The following is a 17774-nucleotide window of genomic DNA, read 5'->3' as shown; positions in this document are numbered from 1 at the left end:
GAAAAAAAGATGTCAATTGACATCTTTTTTAGTGAATCTTATAAATAAAGTTAACTTCCTCTTCTTTTACAACAATAATATTTTTACTTCACCTGGTTTAAACTTTAAATGTAAATTCCAATTTTCATCAAAATCATAAATGTCATGATTCCATTCATATGGAGAGAACATCAACCAAGCTTTTCTTGATGCATTACCAGAGGCCTTTCTGATATTATCTAGATAAAGAACATATTCCCTTTCATTATTAAGATCTGCATTACCTACTACTATTAATACATTATCATTAGGATTCCATCTTTTGCCTTCTATCATCCATCCTAAACCAATGGCTGGAGTAGTTGGACTTTCAAAGTGAACAGGTACAAAGTTCTCTGTATTAGTTATAGTATTTAAATATTGTCTTCTAATGCTTGAAATCACTTCTAAAGTATCAGGTAAATCCCATCTATCAGGGTTTGTCCAATGCAATTGATATCTATCAAAGAAAGCCAGTTTGTCATTATATGGGTCACCTTCTGGTAACATAAATCTTTCATTAGGTCTGCAATCTAATCCTGTATTCATAGGCTGAGTCTCATAAATTTCTAAACCTGAATTAATAAATGGAACGGCATTTGGAACAAACTGATTCATAATAGTAAGGAATTTAGCTAGTGTTTTACCGCCTTCACGGGCTGCTACTCTTGGAGTATCTGCAGTTTCAGCGCAGGCAAATACTGGTGCTTTATAATTAACTGCTCCATACATAAATTCATGAGTCTTAAGTTGGGAAATTCTTGGTTGAAGCCACCAACCAAAACCTATTATCATATTATAATTATTTTTCCTTGCTTTTTCACCAGCTTCAGTTTGAAGCTCTTCAGCAATAAATGCAAAATCTCTATCTTTCTTTCTTGGCTTATCTAATATCATTTCAACTAATTCGCTTGGTAATGCATGACCCATATCTAATCTAGCACCATCAATACCAAACTTTTCCTGATAATAAGGTATAATACTAGCTAAAGTATTCCAAAGCTCCTCATTTCTTTGTTTACCTTTGAACATATTATTTTTTATTGTATCAAATAGTATATATGGTGATAATCCTTTACCTGCTGTATATTTTTGTGATTCCACGGGATCATCTAAATACAACTTTACATATGTAACATCAGTCCATGGTGGTTGAGGGTCATTTATGCAATCCGCAAAAGCAGGAGCTGTTGTTAAACCTATTTCTTCTTCTATTAAATCAAAGAAATCTAAAGTAGGATCCTTCTTGCATCTTTCTTTTATGCTCTTCCATTTTTCTGGAGCGTAAACATCTGGTGAAGGACAGAATCTTCTAATATGCTCCCAAACTTCTGGAGAACTATAAATTAAGTCTAGATTATCAAATGATGGTTTTTCTGCTGGTGGAATTCCATCAACTGTTGGTGGATGATAATATTCTAAATCGCTCTTTTTGATCCAATAAAACCAATCTGGATGATCTAATATTAAATCATTATCCCTAGAAGCTGTTCTTGGTATAAGATCTATCATTACTCTAATTCCAAGTATATGAGCCGCTTCTACAAAAGCTCTAAACTCTTCTTCAACAGTTAAATCATTATCTGTCATTGGATCTTTTAAATTAGCATCTAATTTAAAATAGTTTTTAACGGAGTAAGGTGAGCCTAATTCTCCTTTTTTAAATTTAGTACTATAAGCAGAAATAGGCAATAAATAAATAGCTGTAATGCCCATTTTCTTCAAAAGAGGTAATAAAGCTATTGACTTAACAAAAGTACCTGTTTCTTTTAACCCAAACTTATCTATTTCTTCTAACTTTCCACTACCATCATGATCCCAGGAAGTAGATGTTCTAATATGCATGGAATAAATAGTACTTTCCTTTATCCAGTCTCCTCCTAAATATCCATATCTAACTTTAAAATTATCAGTAAGTAAAGAAAGTGATTGGGCATAATTTAATTTTCTATCATAATTTTTCATTATGTAATCTTGAATACAAGTATAATAAAAATGATATGGATTAACATATATTACGCCATCTTTAGTTCCTAACATTTGATCTTCCGGATAACCAAAACAATTCCATAAATCCGGCACTGCGTAATTTAAGTCTTTACCTTGAACAATTTTCTTCTTTAGCTTATTCATAAGTTTAACTAAGCTACTGCCCTTTTTGCTTGACATATTTTTGCCTCCTTTATATGTACGTAATAATATTATACTTCAGATTGCTGATTGATAAAATATATTTTAATAATTTTTCATTCAATTTGTAAATCATTTAGTACATAATCATATTATACTATATTAATTAAGAAAAATGTCTACGCTTTATAAGAAATTTAATGTATAATGATAACATAATTATTAACGGAGGTGATTCATTGAAAAAATACCTTATTTTTTTTATCAGCTTGCTCTTTATTACCGGTATTGGTGGTTTTTTATATATTAAATATTACGATTATAAAAATGGTAAAACCCTTAACTGGGTAGATAAGTATTTAATAATAGATGAGGATCTGTCCTTTGAAGATGGTATTAAAATGTTGAAGGATGAATCCTACATTACATCAACTAAAGCCATTAAGTACTACGCTAAGCATTACAAGCTTATGAATCCAATAAAAAAAGGGAACTACATAATTAGCCCAAGGATGAATCTTAAGGACCTGCTTGCCAAAGTGCAAAGTGGCATATCAGATTTTGAAAAAATCACAATACCAGAGGGGTATAGTCTTTACCAAATAGCATCCTTATTAGAAGAAAAAAATTTATTAAAAAAAGAGGAGCTCTTAAAAACAACATGGAAAGAACTCCAGTTAACGTCGATTATTGAGCCTTCCTCAAATATAATTTACGATTTGGAAGGATATTTATACCCTGATACATATTATATTCCGGTAAATGCAAGTAAAGAACAAATCATTAATGAATTATATGGTCAATTTTTAAAAGTATTCACTGAAGAGTATCGTAACAGGGCAAAAGAATTAGGGTTGACCGTAAATGAAGTTGTTACTATAGCTTCTTTGATTGAAAAGGAAGCTGCTAAAGTTGAAGAGATGGCAAGAATTTCAGGTGTAATTCATAACAGACTAAAAAATAATATGTTGTTGCAAATAGATGCAACTCTAATCTATGCCCATACTGCTGGTGAAAAGTCTTTTTCTCCAACAAATAAACATAAACTTATAGATTCCAAATATAACACCTACAAATATAAGGGAATTCCTCCTGGTCCTATAGCTTCTCCCCGTAAAGAAGCCATAGAAGCAGCCCTATATCCAGAAAAACATGATTTCCTTTATTATGTAAAAGGCCAAGATGGCCATGTCTTTAGTAAAACCTATGAAGAACATCTGGCAAATGTAAGGAAATATATGAACTAAGCATTTAATTTAATATTGATGCCATAATAAAAGCAACCTGTTTCAATTATACATTCTCAGGTTGCTTTATTTACTTTCACTATAGAATTTAAACCTATAAATTAACCTACCCTTTTATACTTATATAACACTGCTTTTATAGCAGAATATCCTATTTCTGCAGGTAATGCTTCTTTTATAGCTTTTAATTTTCCTTTATGATCCACATTTTCGATAGCTTCAAGTATTTTTCCTTCATACTCTTTCGGAATAAAATCATCTAGATTAACATTTAAGCCTTCTTCATAACACTGAAAAATATGATACTCTACAGTAACTAAGGTTAATCCCCTTTCAGTACAAATATCTTTTAAGGACATACCTGAATTATATAACTCATAGGTTATCATATAACTTTTTAACTTATCATCTTTAGACTTTCCAAAAGTCTGTTTTTCATTTTTAATATTTTTTATAGAATCAGAACTTACTTCTATTCCTTTTTCCATCATATAATTTTTAACTACTTGGCACACTTCACGGCCATATAAACTTACTTTTTTCTCACCGCACCCCCTAATTGCTAACAACTGATCCTTATTTGTAGGCATCCTTTCTGATATCTCCTTCAAGGTACTATCATGAAATATGATATAAGGAGGCAATCCTTCTCTAAAGGAAATATTTTTTCGTAAATTCTTTAAAAGTTCAAAAAGTTCATTATCTACAGTATTTTTTCCCTCAATTTTATCAATTTTCATAAATACTTGTACTTTATTTTTTAAAACATCTATAGATTTAGCTGTTAGTTTTAGTACAGGGTACTGTTCCTCTGTCATTCTTAAATAACCATCAGCACATAATTTATTGGTAATTAAATTTATTTTATCTCTATGTTCTGTAGCCATGATACCATAGGTTGAAAGCTCATCTAGTTTGTTTTCAATAATTTTTTTGCCCTTTGATCCCTTCAAAATATCTATTATGGTATTTTTCCCATACCTTTCTTTTGCTCTATATACACAGGAAATGATTTTTTGTGACTCTATAGTAATATCTTGAAGCTCTCTATCATCACAACAAACGCTACAATTATTACAATTTTCCTCAAGACTTTCTTCACCAAAGTAAGCTAATATAAACTTTCTTAAACAAGTTGAGGTATGACAGTAATCTACCATCCTTTGAAGTTTTTGATACTCAATAGCCTTTAACTCTTCTGAAAGATTAGAAGTGTCTATAAAATATCTCTGTGTTTGCACATCTCCCGGACTATAAAGCAATATACATTGACTCTCTTCACCATCTCTACCTGCTCGACCAGCTTCCTGATAATAAGCCTCCATGTTTTTTGGTACATTGTAATGTATTACATATCTTACATTACTTTTATCAATACCCATTCCGAAAGCATTGGTAGCAACTATCAAATCAATATCATCATAAATAAAAGCTTCTTGAAACTTACTTCTTTCTTCATCAGACATTCCTGCATGATATATACCTACTTTAATTCCTTTTCCTATTAAATAATTATACAAGGATTCTGCTTCTCTCCTAGTGGCAGTATAGATAATTCCCGCTTCCCCTTTGTGTTCATCAAGAAACTTGCTAATGTAACCTTTTTTATCTACCCCATTAACAACAGAAAATTTCAAATTACTTCTATCAAAACCTGTCAAAACTATCTCTGGATTTCTTAATCCTAATAAATTTATAACATCCTCTTTTACCCTTTCTGTAGCAGTTGCTGTTAGTGCCATTACCACTGGACGATTTTCTAATTTATTAATAAAATCTGCTATAAGCCTATAACTAGGTCTAAAATCGTGTCCCCATTGAGAAACACAATGTGCTTCATCTACCGCTATAATAGATACATGCATACCTAATAATCTACTGCAAAAACCTTGAGATTCAAGCCTTTCTGGAGAAACATATATTAACCTATATTCTCCTAAATAAGCCTTATATAATTTATCATCTATTTCACTTGCAGAAAGAGTACTGTTTATATAGGTAGCCGGTATGCCAATATTGTTTAAAGAATCAACTTGGTCCTTCATCAAAGCAATTAGAGGTGATATAACTAAGGTAATACCTTCTTGTAACAGTGCTGGAATCTGGTAACATAAGGATTTACCACCACCGGTAGGCATAATAATAAAAGTATCTCTTTTATTGAAAACACTACTTACAGCCTTTTCCTGCCCCTTTCTAAACTCATGAAAGCCAAAATATTTTTTTAGTAGTAATTTGCACTGCTCTATCATAGTCTCACCTCTTGTTAAATTTACTCAACAACTCTTATTGATTATTGACATAAACTATTGTTTTAGTCTTCATTTTAAAATTTTTTGTTCACTATTTCATAATAGACTTAACTGCTCTATAGTATCAGCTTTTAAATTTGAAACCGAAAGTCCTATAAGTCTTATTTTTTCATTTAAATCTATTTCATCGAGAATTAAACAAGCTTCCTTATTTATATCCTCTTCTTTATTGGTATGATAGTTTAAGGTTTTACTTCTTGTATGATTCTCAAAGGTAGCCGTTTTAATTTTTAATGTAATATTGCTACAGCTTATATTCTTTTCTTTTAAAGAACCTGCAATTACTTTTGAAAATTGCCTTAAGTATTCCTTTAGTTCTTCCTTGTTTTCAGTGTCCACTCTTAGGGTAGTTTCCTTTCCAATGGATTTTCTTTCCTTATGTACAGTAACCGGCCTCCGATCTATACCTCTTATTCTTTCATATATTTCAACCCCCATCTTGCCAAAATACTCAACTAAGAATTCTTGAGGAAGTTTATAGAGCTCTTCTACTGTAAATATTCCAATATCATTAAGTTTTTTTGTAGATTTTTCCCCTAATCCATATACCTTGCTTATAGACAGCGGAAATAGAATATTAGGCATCATTTCTTCTGTAATGATTTTAAAACCATTAGGTTTATTCCAATCAGAGGCAATTTTAGCAAGGAACTTATTATAAGAGATTCCAACGGATAAGGTTAAGCCTATTTCTTTTTTTACCCTGTTTTTTATAAAACTTGCTGCTTCTTTTGGTTCCATTTTTAGCTCTGATATGTCTAGGTAAGCTTCATCGATACTTAACGGTTCCACTATATTAGTTAGTTCATAAAATATATTAAATATTTGTCTAGATACTTCTTTATAGCGCCAATGTCTAGTAGGTAGAAATATTCCATTAGGACATTTTCTTTTCGCTAAATATATAGGCATGGCGCTTCTTACGCCATAGGTTCTAGCTTCATAGGAACAGGTTGCTACCACGCCTCTTTCTGAAGTACCACCAACTATAACTGGCTTTCCTTTTAAACTTGGATTATCTAGTACTTCAACAGAAGCAAAAAAAGCATCCATATCCACATGCATTATTACTCTATCCACTGATATTCTCCTTTTCTTTATCCTTTTATTATCAGCTTCATTATTTAGCATAAGTTACTCTCTATCTTCTAACAATCTAATGATCTCTTCCTCCGATAAGGATGAAAAGAGTCCTTCTGTAGCCCGATTTTCTTCTATAACCTGGGATATTAACTTTTTCTTATCTTCCTGTAAAGAAAGTATCTTTTCCTCTATAGTACCTTTTGCAATAATCTTAATTACCTCAACCACCTTTTTCTGCCCAATGCGATGAGCTCTATCTGTAGCCTGATTTTCTACCGCCGGATTCCACCAAGGATCATAATGTATAACTATATCCGCTGAAGTTAAATTTAATCCTGTACCTCCTGCCTTTAAACTAATTAGAAAAACTGAGTTTTCTCCTTCATTAAAATCTTTTACTAATTCAATTCTATTTTCTGCACTAGTTGAACCATCTAAATAACTAAATTGGATATTTTCTATCTTCAACCTGTTAGCTATATTTTTAAGTACAGAAGTAAATTGAGAAAAGACTAAGATCTTGTGGCCGCCCTCTATGCTATTATGCAGCAATTCTATTAAAACTTCTAGTTTTCCGTTTTCTCCTTTGTAATCTTCCATAACAAGACTTGGATCTAAACATATCTGTCTTAGTTTGGTTATATATGAAAGCACTTCTATTTTACTTTTTTTAAATTCCTCTTCCTTTACTTTCTTTTTTATTAACTCTAGAGCATGATTTCTATAGGCCTTATAGACTTTCTTCTGATTATCATCCAAAGATATGGTTAAAATCTTCTCTATCTTATCCGGTAATTCCTTAATAACATCCTTCTTCTTTCGCTTAAGTATAAAGGGCCTTATAAGCTTGTTTAAATCTTCAATTACCTCTGGCTCTTCCCTTAATTTTTTATGATACCTTACACTAAAGGTTTTTTCATCAAATAAAAATCCTGGCATAACAAAATCCAAAATAGACCATAAGTCCATCAAAGAATTTTCCACTGGTGTTCCTGTTAAGGCAAACCGTCTCTTAGCTTGTATTGATTTTACGGCTAAAGCATTTTGAGAACGGCCATTTTTAATATTTTGAGCTTCATCAATTACACAATAATCAAAGGATATATTTCGATATACATCTAAATCTCTCTTTAGTAAATTATAAGTGGTTATGAACACATCAAAGTTATCTAAATGATTTAAAATTTCCTCTCGTTCTTCTTTATTACCATTTACTGTTGCTACCCTTAATTGAGGAGCAAACTTTTGAAATTCATAAAGCCAATTATATAGTAAAGAGGTTGGAGCTATTATAAGTGTCTTACTAGTTTTATTGGATAATATAAAGGATATAGTTTGCAGCGTTTTACCTAAGCCCATTTCATCTGCCAATATTCCTCCAAAACCGAGATAATCCAACGTCTTTAGCCAATTGTATCCTTCTTTTTGATAATTTCTTAGTATTGCTTTTACCTCTTTAGGCACCATGAAAGTTTTTTCATTTGCCTTGATAAGCTTTTTTTTAATTTCTGCCAAACTTTCTCTACCTTCTATGGATATAGAGTCTTGCTCCTTTAAACAATCTTCAACATATGGAGCCTTACTTGTAGGTATAATTACTTTGTTTTCTAATAATTTTTCCGGTGCTAGAGCATTTATAAGCATCAAGAATTGCTTAAGCTGCCACTGCTCCAGATCCAAATATTCACCATCCTTCAATTTGTAATACTTTAAATTATCTCTGAAAGCTCTTAATATTTCTGTTGTTTCCTTTGGGGTTAGATCTCCTATTTTAAAATCCATTTCAAAATAATCGTATTTACCAGATTTTATAGTGCCTACAATGCTATTGGCATTAATTTTTCTTATGCCTCTAAAGTTTTCTGAATAGTATACTTCTCCATATTGCTGAAGTTGAATTATGTCCTTCTTAAAAAAGTTAAAAATATACTCATCATCCCTCATAAGGTAAAATCTACCCTTATGCTCTTGAAATCCAAGCAAATTTAATTTTCTCTTTACTTCTTTTTCTTTTTTAAGATCCCTATAAATAACTTTTTCAGAGTAATCTTCAAAAATATTAAATTCATATTGTCCATACTTAACCTTTAGTTTTAAGATTACTTTGTCATCCTCCATATCAAAATAAAAGTTAAAACCACAAGGTTCACTTACAATTTTACTTTCAATAATCTTTGACAAGGTTACTTTGGATGATAAGAAATTTAGCTGTGGTATTAAATTTCTAAGAATTTTCTCTTCTTGAGCTACTGGTATAGTAACAACTTTTGCAGGATTAAAAACTCTTATATAAGTTGCAAATTTATAGCAAAAATCATAATCTGGCAAATATATAATAGTGCCATATAAAAACACATCATTCTTTGATCCTAAGGTTAGTGGCATACCTCCGGGAGACTTCAACACATAATTATCTTTAATAATCTTTAGATCAAAATCTACTGGAGGTTTTTCTCTCAATATTTCAGTTTCCACTGGTCTGTGAAAAAAGCCCTCATTCAAATAAACCCGATGATCCTCTATAGTATTAAATAAATCCCTTACCATATAACTAGGAACTTGTACATACTTACCCTCTATAAGATCTTGCTGTTTCTTATAAATAGCACTAGCATAGGATATTTGCTTTATTGCATAAATAAAATCAATAAGCCTTTTATCCTTAGTGGTAAGATACTGCTCTGTTATACTAAAGGTAAAGTTCTTGCCATAGTAAATAGGAACTTTATGCTCTAGAGCTATTAAAAATTGATTAATATCCTTTAAGCAGTACAGATTATTAGATGACATATCTTTACTTCCTATTTTGAGCTCAAAACTTATGCTGTCATCCCATTGATCTTTATTAATGTAGACCTCAATCTTAATTTGAGTTTTAATATTTTCTTCAGATAGCAACATATTTAATATGTTGCTGTTTTCCCCTATAAGCTCTTTTTCTTCCCCCTTATTCAATATCAAAGGATGCTTTACTAAAGCTTCTAAAGATTTATAAAACACAGCATTCAAATGCTTACAGCAATAATTTTTCTTTTTATCTTTGAATTTTTGAAAATCATCACAACTGCAATAAGTAGAAAGAATATGATTTTCTTCCGTATCAAAATTAATTTTAGTAGTATATTCATTAAAAAGATTTTCAGAAATAACATTTCCACTAATAACAATTACTTTATTATCCTGCAATATATCTACATTTGCTACTAAATCATTTTTTATGACTCTATGGGCATCTTCTTGCCTTTTTCCACTAGTTTCCTCATTAAACAACTGCAATAAGGTATCTTCTGTTATCATACTATCACCTACATAGGATACTTTAATATACCGTGAATTTGTACTTTATTATATCATATTTTTTAATCAATAATTAAGGAAGCATAAAGATCTGTTAACCAGAAGTTTATGCTTCCTTTATGTAGTTCTATTATAAAGGCTACTCTAACAATAATGTAAATTTTTCATCTTTTACATCAATAGAGCATTGTCCTCCATTGCTAAGCTTACCAAATAATATTTCGTCTATCAGTAAAGGTTTTAATTCTGAATTAATAATTCTTTGAATTTCTCTTGCACCAAATTCCTTTGAAATACCTTTTTTAGCTATAAACTCTATGCAAGCTTCACTGAAATTTATTTTAACCTTCTTCTTAGCTAGCTTTTCCTTGAATTTGTTTAGTTCTTTTCTTGATATGTTTAAGGCCATTTCTTTATTAATATGATTGAAGACTATTATTTTATCCAAACGATTTCTAAATTCTGGAGAAAAGATCTTTTTTACTTCATCCATTATGGCCTCTCCTTGTACTTCTCTATCTCCAAATCCTACTAAATTTTTACCTATACTTCTAGCTCCTGCATTGGAAGTCATAATAATAATTACATTTCTAAAATCAGCTATTCGACCTTGATTATCTGTAAGAGTTGCATAATCCATAACCTGTAAAAGTACATTTAGTATATCGCTATGAGCCTTTTCTATTTCATCCAGCAAGAGAACACAATGAGGTTTCTTTCGAATAATATCCGTTAACAAACCTCCTTCTTCATAACCAACATAGCCTGGAGGAGAGCCGATTAGCTTTGAAGCTGCATGTTTCTCCATATATTCACTCATATCGAATCTTACTAATTCTATTCCTAAACTTTTTGCTAAAGTTTTTGCTATTTCCGTCTTACCAACTCCTGTAGGTCCGACAAATAGCATAGAAGCCACTGGTTTATTATCCTCATTTAAGCCGGCCTTTGACATTTTAATACATCTAACTACCTCTTCAATAGCTAAATCCTGACCAAAGATATTTTCTTTAAGAGTTGTTTGGAGATTTTTCAAAGAAGCTATTTCGTTACTCTCAACGGTCTTTTTAGGTATCTTACACATTTGAGATACAACTTCTTCTATTATCTTTTCATCTATTATTATTGTCTCCTGTGATTTTCTCATTTTTATTGAAACATAGGAACCTGCTTCATCCATCACATCTATAGCCTTATCTGGTAAGTACCTTTCATTTATATATTTATCACTTAATATCACAGCACTTTTAATAGCCTCTTCAGTATACTCTACTTGATGATACTTTTCGTAGTTTTTCTTAATTCCCTTTAATATTTCTATAGTTTCTTCCACAGAAGTTTCATTAACATCTATAGTTTGAAATCTTCGACTTAAGCTCTTATCTTTAGAAAAATACTTTTTATATTCGTCGTAGGTAGTAGCCCCAATAAATCTAAGCTTTCCTTCCATCAAATAAGGTTTTAGAAGGTTAGAAGCATCTAAAGACCCTCCGGTCAAAGCTCCAGCCCCTACTATATTATGGATTTCATCGATATAAACTATGGGATTAGGATGCTTTTTAGCTGCTTCCAACACCTTTTTTATTCTCTCTTCAAAATCTCCCCTATACTTTGTTCCTGCCAGCATAGACCCAATATCCATGGCAAAAACTTCTGCATTTTTAAGTTTCTTAGGAACCTTTCCTTCTGCTATAAGTCGCGCTAATCCCATAGTAATAGCTGTTTTCCCTACGCCGGGTTCGCCTACATGGATAGGATTATTTTTTGTCCTTCTACAGAGTACCTGAATGGTTCTATTTAATATGTCTTTCCTACCAATTAGAGGATCCTTATTCTGTTCCTTTGCTAAAGCTGTCAAATTGATAGTATACTTTTTTAATATATTATTATCAGACTTCTTAGAAGTATTATCATTTTCTTCACCAGATCTTTCTGTTTTATTTATATCTTCCTCTTTCTCTTCCCTTTCCTTATCATGGCAAAGAGCAAATAACAAATCCCGTAAATTTATGCCCTCTTCTTGCATATAGTAGCTAGCATAACTATCTTCTAATGTATAAATAGCATTTATGATATGATCTAATGTAATTATATTCTTTCCACAACTTTGAGCCTGTAAGCCCGCTCTATAAATTAACTGCTTAAAGCCAACGCTTTCTGTAGGTTCTCCCTCTTCCTTTTTTGAAATATATACATCTATATATTCTTTTAACTTAGCTTTAAGACTTTCTACATCTCCTCCACAAGCTTCTAGGCCATTGATAAATTCTTCTTGAAACAATGAAGCATAAAGTATATGTTCAGGTGTAATAAACTCATCCTTATTAATTTTGGCCTGTTGAAAGGCTCTTAAAAAAATATCATTGACAGATTTGGTTATTTTCATAATCTACTCCTCTTCCACGGTAAGTTTGAAAGGATATCCTTCTTTCTCAGCCGCTGCAGTAGCTATAGCAATCTTTGATACTGCGATATCATAAGGATACACTCCTGCAATACCCCTGCCTTTTTCATGAACTTCTAACATAATTCTATTAGCATCTTTCAAACTTTTATTAAAAACTTCCATTAATATATATACTACGAATTCCATAGTAGTATAATCATCATTATGCATTATTACCTTATAATGTTTTGGTTTTTTTAATTTGATCTTATTTTTCTCTATTATGGATGTATTATTTCCCAAGGTTTTCACCCCTTCAACAGAGAATTTAATTTATTTTTTATCCATACTTAATAATTGCTTTATACTATTAAAGAAATCCATAATTATCTCTTTTTCTCCTTCTCTAAATTCATAATTATCAATTTCTCTTAAACTTATCCACTTAACCTTATTAATTTCTTTATGCAAGGATAACATTTCTCTAACTTTGCCTGTGTACACCAATAAGCTACCATTCTCTTCAGAATTTAATGGGTACTCTTTAAAAAGGTCTAAATCAAAAATAGTACATGACAAGTCCTTATCAATTACCTTAGCTGCACAGGTTTCTCCATTTTCTTTTCCCCTTAGATTTCTTCCAAATATACCCCAAAGTTTAGGTGAATCCTTTTTTCCTTTTCCACGCTCAGCAATAAGCACATTATTATAGTCGTCATAAACAATAACTAAACACTTAATAACTTTACTCATATGTCCCCCTCCAATATTTATTTCATTTGCTAATTATAAGATTATATATATTCTTCACCTATTAGCAAATTCCTTCGACAAATTTATCATATCTTAAAATTCTTTGCTATACAAGGCTTTATATGATTTAATATAGGAAGCTTATTAGAGAATTAAAAATTAATTACTTTCATTTAATTCAATAATGTTCCAGTATTTTTTTCTCTCTTTCAGGGTATCACTTTTACTGTAATATATTTTTAAAAGTAGGTGTTGCTTTTGACTTTTCAAAGGAAATTTCTAATACTTACTGTTCTTATAGGATTTTTACTTAACTATATTAGCTCTAAAAGTTATACTCAAGTATTGGCATCAACTCCAACAGAAAATTACTATAATAAAGTAATTCTAATAGATCCCGGTCATGGTGGTTTTGATGGTGGAGCTGTTTCTAAAAAAGGGACTTTAGAAAAAGATATTAACTTAAATATTAGTATTAAACTAAGAGATCTTTTGCAAGAGTATGGTTACATTGTGATAATGAGCAGAGACAAGGATCGCGGACTTTATAGTAATGAAAAAGCATCAATTTTCCAAAGAAAATACGAAGATTTAAATAATAGATGTATTTTAAAAAGAGATTCAAACTGTCACATATTTATTAGCATACACCAAAATTTCTTTCCAGAAAGTAAGTATTATGGAGCACAAGTTTGGTATTCCAACTGCGAGAAAAGCGAATTATTGGCAAAGTTAATTCAAAAAAACTTAAGGTTAGATCTAGATAAAGATAATAAAAGACAATGCAAAAGGGCTGTAAAAGATTACAAGATTCTTCGTTGCCACCCTGAAATTCCTTCAGTAATAGTTGAATGTGGATTTCTCAGCAATCCAGAAGAAGAAAAAAAACTAAAGGATGAAGGCTACCAACAGAAAATTGCTGAATCAATTGCAAAGTCTGTTAATGAATATTTTGAGCTAGAAATTTAAAGTAATGTATAGACAATGATATAAAAGCCTAAAATATAATTATCTTTATACTGATTGGAGGCGGTATCATGCTTAGTTTCTTTGGTACTTCTGGATCTGCTAATAATAACGAGAATTTACAAAAGAATAGTTCTAACAAAAAAGAAGAAGGAGAAACTTCAAACAATGACCAATCAATTAAAAGTGAGGCAGCTAGTAATCCTTCAAACAAAGAAGATTCCAATAAAGAAAATTCAAATAATGAAACCATAAGCCTTCATAAGGAAGAGTTAAATGTAAATAAAAATAAGGTTGAATCTGGAGAAGTTATTATAAGCAAGGAAGTAGTAGAAGAGAAAAAAACTGTAGAAGTTCCAGTAACCCATGAAGAAGTGGTAATAGAAAGAAAAGTTCTAAACAACGAGGTTACCAATACCCCTATAGGACCATCGGAAACTATACGTATACTCCTTAGAGAGGAGCAGGTTGAAGTAAGTAAGCAAACGGTTTTAACTGAAGAAATATCTGCAAAAAAACGAGAAGTTCAAGAGAACAAAAAAATAGAAGCAAACCTTAAAAAAGAAGAAGCAAAAATAAGCACTAAAGGTAATGCGGAAGTAAGTTCTAAAAGCTCCAATCCATCTATGAATTAATATCAAAATAAACACTTCACTTATCTTGTATAGATATGTGAAGTGTTTTTCAAACTACTATTCTCCCTTCTATACTCATGGAGGTGAAACTATGGATAAGGAAGCAAAAGATGGTGAAGTTATAGCTAACCTTCAACTTAAAGAAGAACATTTATCTATAGCAAAAAAATGGGTACAAACTGGAGAGGTCGAAATATATAAAGAGTCTGTTACCATAGAAAAGACTATAAAGGTGCCTATAGTTCAAGAACAACTAGTTATACAAAAAAAATCAATTCCATCTGAAAATCCAAATGCAGAAGAGCAGAAATTAGAAACTATAAGGATTCCTCTAAAAGAAGAAAAGATAGAAATCATTAAACACCCCATTGTACTTCAAGAAGTGGAAATCTACAATAAAAAATATTTGGAAACACAGCTTATAGAAGAAAGCATAAAGAAAGAAAAACTAAATATAAATACGTCTGGGAAAGCTGTAGTGACGGAGATTAAAACAACTATTAAAAAAGGTGAATCTTGAAAAAGAAACCCCTTCTTAAATATTAAGAAAGGGTTATTTTTAAGCTCAAACATATAAAGAAAAATATTAACGCTTTTAATTCCAAGACTTTTTAATTTTTGCTGCCACTTGCTTAACCTTATCTACTAAAGTGTATTTTGACTCCTGTAATGATTCATTAGAATTTGTATAAGGATATACTTTTAAAGCTTCCAGCTTTTTAATAACTAATTCTATAGTTTCTTCCTTATTACTATAAAATTCGCTACCTCTAATTCTAATAAATGTCCAACCTAGTCTTTCAAGAATTGATTGCCTAATCATATCCTCTTCAATTTTATCTTCACCATGCCATCTTTCGCCATCACACTCTATGGCCACTTTTTTATCTCCATATATAGCCACCATATCAATTCTATAAGCACCTACTTGCCATTGAGGTACAATTTTATACCCTTTAAAAATTAGATATTTCATTACCTCTTTCTCAAATTCTGATTCTGCTTCCAAGGATCTTCTCTGATACTCTATATCTTTACCATGAGGATTTTTAAAATAGTTAATAAGTTCCTTTCTTATATCTCCTGGTTTTAAATCCTCTTCTGTATCCAAAGAATAAACAAGCCAAATTTGATCCTTAGCACGGCTTACAGCAACATTATACCTCTTCTTATACAAATCATCGGGTCCGTATCCGTTAAATCTCAAAGGTCCTTCACCTTCATTTGTATCTACCATAGATAAGAAAATAATATCTCTCTCATCTCCTTGGAAGTTGGCTGAATTTCCACATAGTATTTCTCTTTTGCTGTATTCAGAGGGCGACATTCTTTTCTGAAGCATCCTATCTATTACCGCTGCTTGCTTCTCTCCCCTTAAAGTAATTACTCCAAAGGTCTTGTCCTTGTATTCTTCCATTTCACAACAAGCAAGTATTAAGGAAACTATTGCTTCCGCTTCTTTTTCATTAATCTTATTTTTAGAAATTGCCCCTTCTACTCTATAAGGCACTAGAGCAGGTTTTACCATTACTTGGCTATCATCTCTTAGTGGCTTAATCTGACCATTATATGAAAGTATATTTGAATACTGTATAATATCTGGAACGCATCTAAAGTGTTCTTTTAGCCTAATTGGTTGATAACCGGTAGCTTGTGCTAAATCATATAAAGAAAACTTACCGGAATAGAGTTTATCGTTAGGTATATCGTACAAATATTCCCTTATTAATCTATCCATATCCTCTGTTCTCTCACCTATGGATAAAGGGCTCACTTGCTCATTATCCCCAACTATTATAGCCTTTTCACCTAAATATAAAGCAGTTAAAGCCATAACATCTGATTGGCTGGCCTCGTCAATTATAACTATATCAAATCGGTTTTCTGCAGGATTGAAGCTTTCAACTACCTTACTTAAAGGCATTATCCAAACAGGAATAGCCCCTTGGCAGCTTGGCATCAATTTTCTAGCCTCTGCCTTATAAATCTCTGCTCTTTTGCCTTTTCCATTACCAATCTTCCTAATTAATTGTCTCCAACCTTCTATGGCTTGAACTTGCTTTTTATTATGTTGGAAATTAATCAATTTTGCTCTCCAGGCCTTTTTATAAGCTAGTTCTGCAGTACTACTCTTTATATCATCTTCTAGTTTAAAGATTTCATTTTGCATTTCTTCTAAGGACTGATTTTTTCTATCTAGAATTTCTTGTTTAAATTGAACATATAACCAAGCTTCTTTAATTCCAAAAGGAGGACTATCCTTTCCATGAACTGAATTTCTATTTTGGATTTCCTTGGCCCAATTAGGTGCACTTTCGCTTAAGGATCGTAGCAAATCTTTTCTTTTTTTGATAATACCAGAAAGGTTTTCTATCCGTGCTAAAGCCTCGTAATGTTCCTTATAGCTGTCAATATCACCCATCAATATAGCATCCAGCAACCCTTTTAATAAAACACTGTTTTGACTATGAGAATATCTATTTATAAATTCAATATAAGTTTCTAGGCTCTTATTTAACTTATTATACTGTAATCTATATATTTCAACTTTTAAGACTTCTATAATCTTATCCGCTAAATAATTTTTTATATATTTTAGTCTGCTATATTTATCATTAGATAGATCCAAATTATTATCTATAAGTTCAATTCTTAATCCTAAAGCTTTCAATCTTGATAAAATTGGATTCCAATATTTATCGTACCAAAGCAAATTTTCTTCTATGATGCTGCAATATTTTTTGCAAACCACTTCGAAATCCTGGCCCATGTCCCTTGTATTATCAGCACCAAGAGGAACCATCTGCCTATTCCATCTATTTGATAATTCTTCTCTAGCTTTATTTAGGTTATAATATTTCAGCAGGGCCTTATACTCATTTATTTTTTTAGGAATGACACCATTTACTCTACAAGCGTTAATGGCTATTTTCATTTCAGAATTTAA

General features: G+C 31.2%; 12 protein-coding genes. 4 read left to right on the top strand and 8 right to left on the bottom strand.

Annotated features, from left to right (window positions below; translation table 11 throughout):
• Positions 1 to 66 precede the first annotated feature (66 nt).
• The gene (locus N3C_RS03180; RefSeq protein ID WP_074364632.1) at positions 67 to 2187 is read right to left on the bottom strand and encodes an alpha-amylase family protein; all 2121 of its coding nucleotides are present in this window, start codon (positions 2185 to 2187) and stop codon (positions 67 to 69) included.
• A 200-nt stretch (positions 2188 to 2387) separates the two neighbouring features.
• Between N3C_RS03180 and mltG the strand changes: the two genes are divergently transcribed.
• Positions 2388 to 3395 (top strand): endolytic transglycosylase MltG, encoded by a 1008-nt coding sequence (gene mltG / locus N3C_RS03175; protein ID WP_074364631.1) that lies wholly within the window; start codon positions 2388 to 2390, stop codon positions 3393 to 3395.
• Between the two features lie 101 nt (positions 3396 to 3496).
• On the opposite strand, the gene recQ is transcribed toward mltG, so the two are convergent.
• The 6 genes from recQ to N3C_RS03145 all read right to left on the bottom strand — a co-directional run bounded on the left by recQ (position 3497) and on the right by N3C_RS03145 (position 13226).
• Positions 3497 to 5647, bottom strand: coding sequence for a DNA helicase RecQ (gene recQ / locus N3C_RS03170; protein WP_074364630.1), 2151 nt, complete (start codon positions 5645 to 5647; stop codon positions 3497 to 3499).
• Positions 5648 to 5743: 96 nt separating this feature from the next.
• Complete coding sequence (locus N3C_RS03165; protein WP_074364731.1) at positions 5744 to 6787, bottom strand: DNA polymerase IV; 1044 nt, start codon at positions 6785 to 6787, stop codon at positions 5744 to 5746.
• Positions 6788 to 6841: 54 nt separating this feature from the next.
• Positions 6842 to 10087 (bottom strand): DEAD/DEAH box helicase, encoded by a 3246-nt coding sequence (locus N3C_RS03160; RefSeq protein ID WP_074364629.1) that lies wholly within the window; start codon positions 10085 to 10087, stop codon positions 6842 to 6844.
• Positions 10088 to 10226: 139 nt separating this feature from the next.
• Entirely contained in the window at positions 10227 to 12473 is a 2247-nt protein-coding gene (gene clpA, locus N3C_RS03155) for an ATP-dependent Clp protease ATP-binding subunit ClpA (protein WP_074364628.1), read from the bottom strand.
• 3 nt (positions 12474 to 12476) lie between these two features.
• Entirely contained in the window at positions 12477 to 12776 is a 300-nt protein-coding gene (locus N3C_RS03150) for an ATP-dependent Clp protease adaptor ClpS (RefSeq protein WP_074364627.1), read from the bottom strand.
• 30 nt (positions 12777 to 12806) lie between these two features.
• Positions 12807 to 13226, bottom strand: a complete 420-nt coding sequence (locus N3C_RS03145; RefSeq protein WP_074364626.1) for a hypothetical protein — start codon at positions 13224 to 13226, stop codon at positions 12807 to 12809.
• Between the two features lie 258 nt (positions 13227 to 13484).
• On the opposite strand from N3C_RS03145, the gene cwlD reads away from it, so the two are divergent.
• From cwlD to N3C_RS03130, 3 genes are all read left to right on the top strand, one after another.
• Entirely contained in the window at positions 13485 to 14195 is a 711-nt protein-coding gene (gene cwlD, locus N3C_RS03140) for an N-acetylmuramoyl-L-alanine amidase CwlD (protein WP_074364625.1), read from the top strand.
• 68 nt (positions 14196 to 14263) lie between these two features.
• Positions 14264 to 14827 carry a YsnF/AvaK domain-containing protein gene (locus N3C_RS03135; RefSeq protein WP_083604398.1) on the top strand — a complete coding sequence of 188 codons (564 nt, stop codon included), beginning with the start codon at positions 14264 to 14266 and terminating at the stop codon, positions 14825 to 14827.
• Between the two features lie 91 nt (positions 14828 to 14918).
• On the top strand, positions 14919 to 15347 hold the full coding sequence (locus N3C_RS03130; protein WP_074364624.1) for a YsnF/AvaK domain-containing protein: 429 nt from the start codon (positions 14919 to 14921) through the stop codon (positions 15345 to 15347).
• A gap of 75 nt (positions 15348 to 15422) precedes the next feature.
• On the opposite strand, the gene N3C_RS03125 is transcribed toward N3C_RS03130, so the two are convergent.
• The coding region (locus tag N3C_RS03125; protein WP_143312586.1) for an AAA domain-containing protein at positions 15423 to 17774 on the bottom strand (2352 nt) is incomplete at its 5' end.

The sequence above is a fragment of the Clostridium sp. N3C genome (genome assembly GCF_900095445.1).
Taxonomy (GTDB): domain Bacteria; phylum Bacillota; class Clostridia; order Clostridiales; family Clostridiaceae; genus Clostridium_AU.
This window is presented reverse-complemented; position numbering and strand designations above follow the sequence as displayed.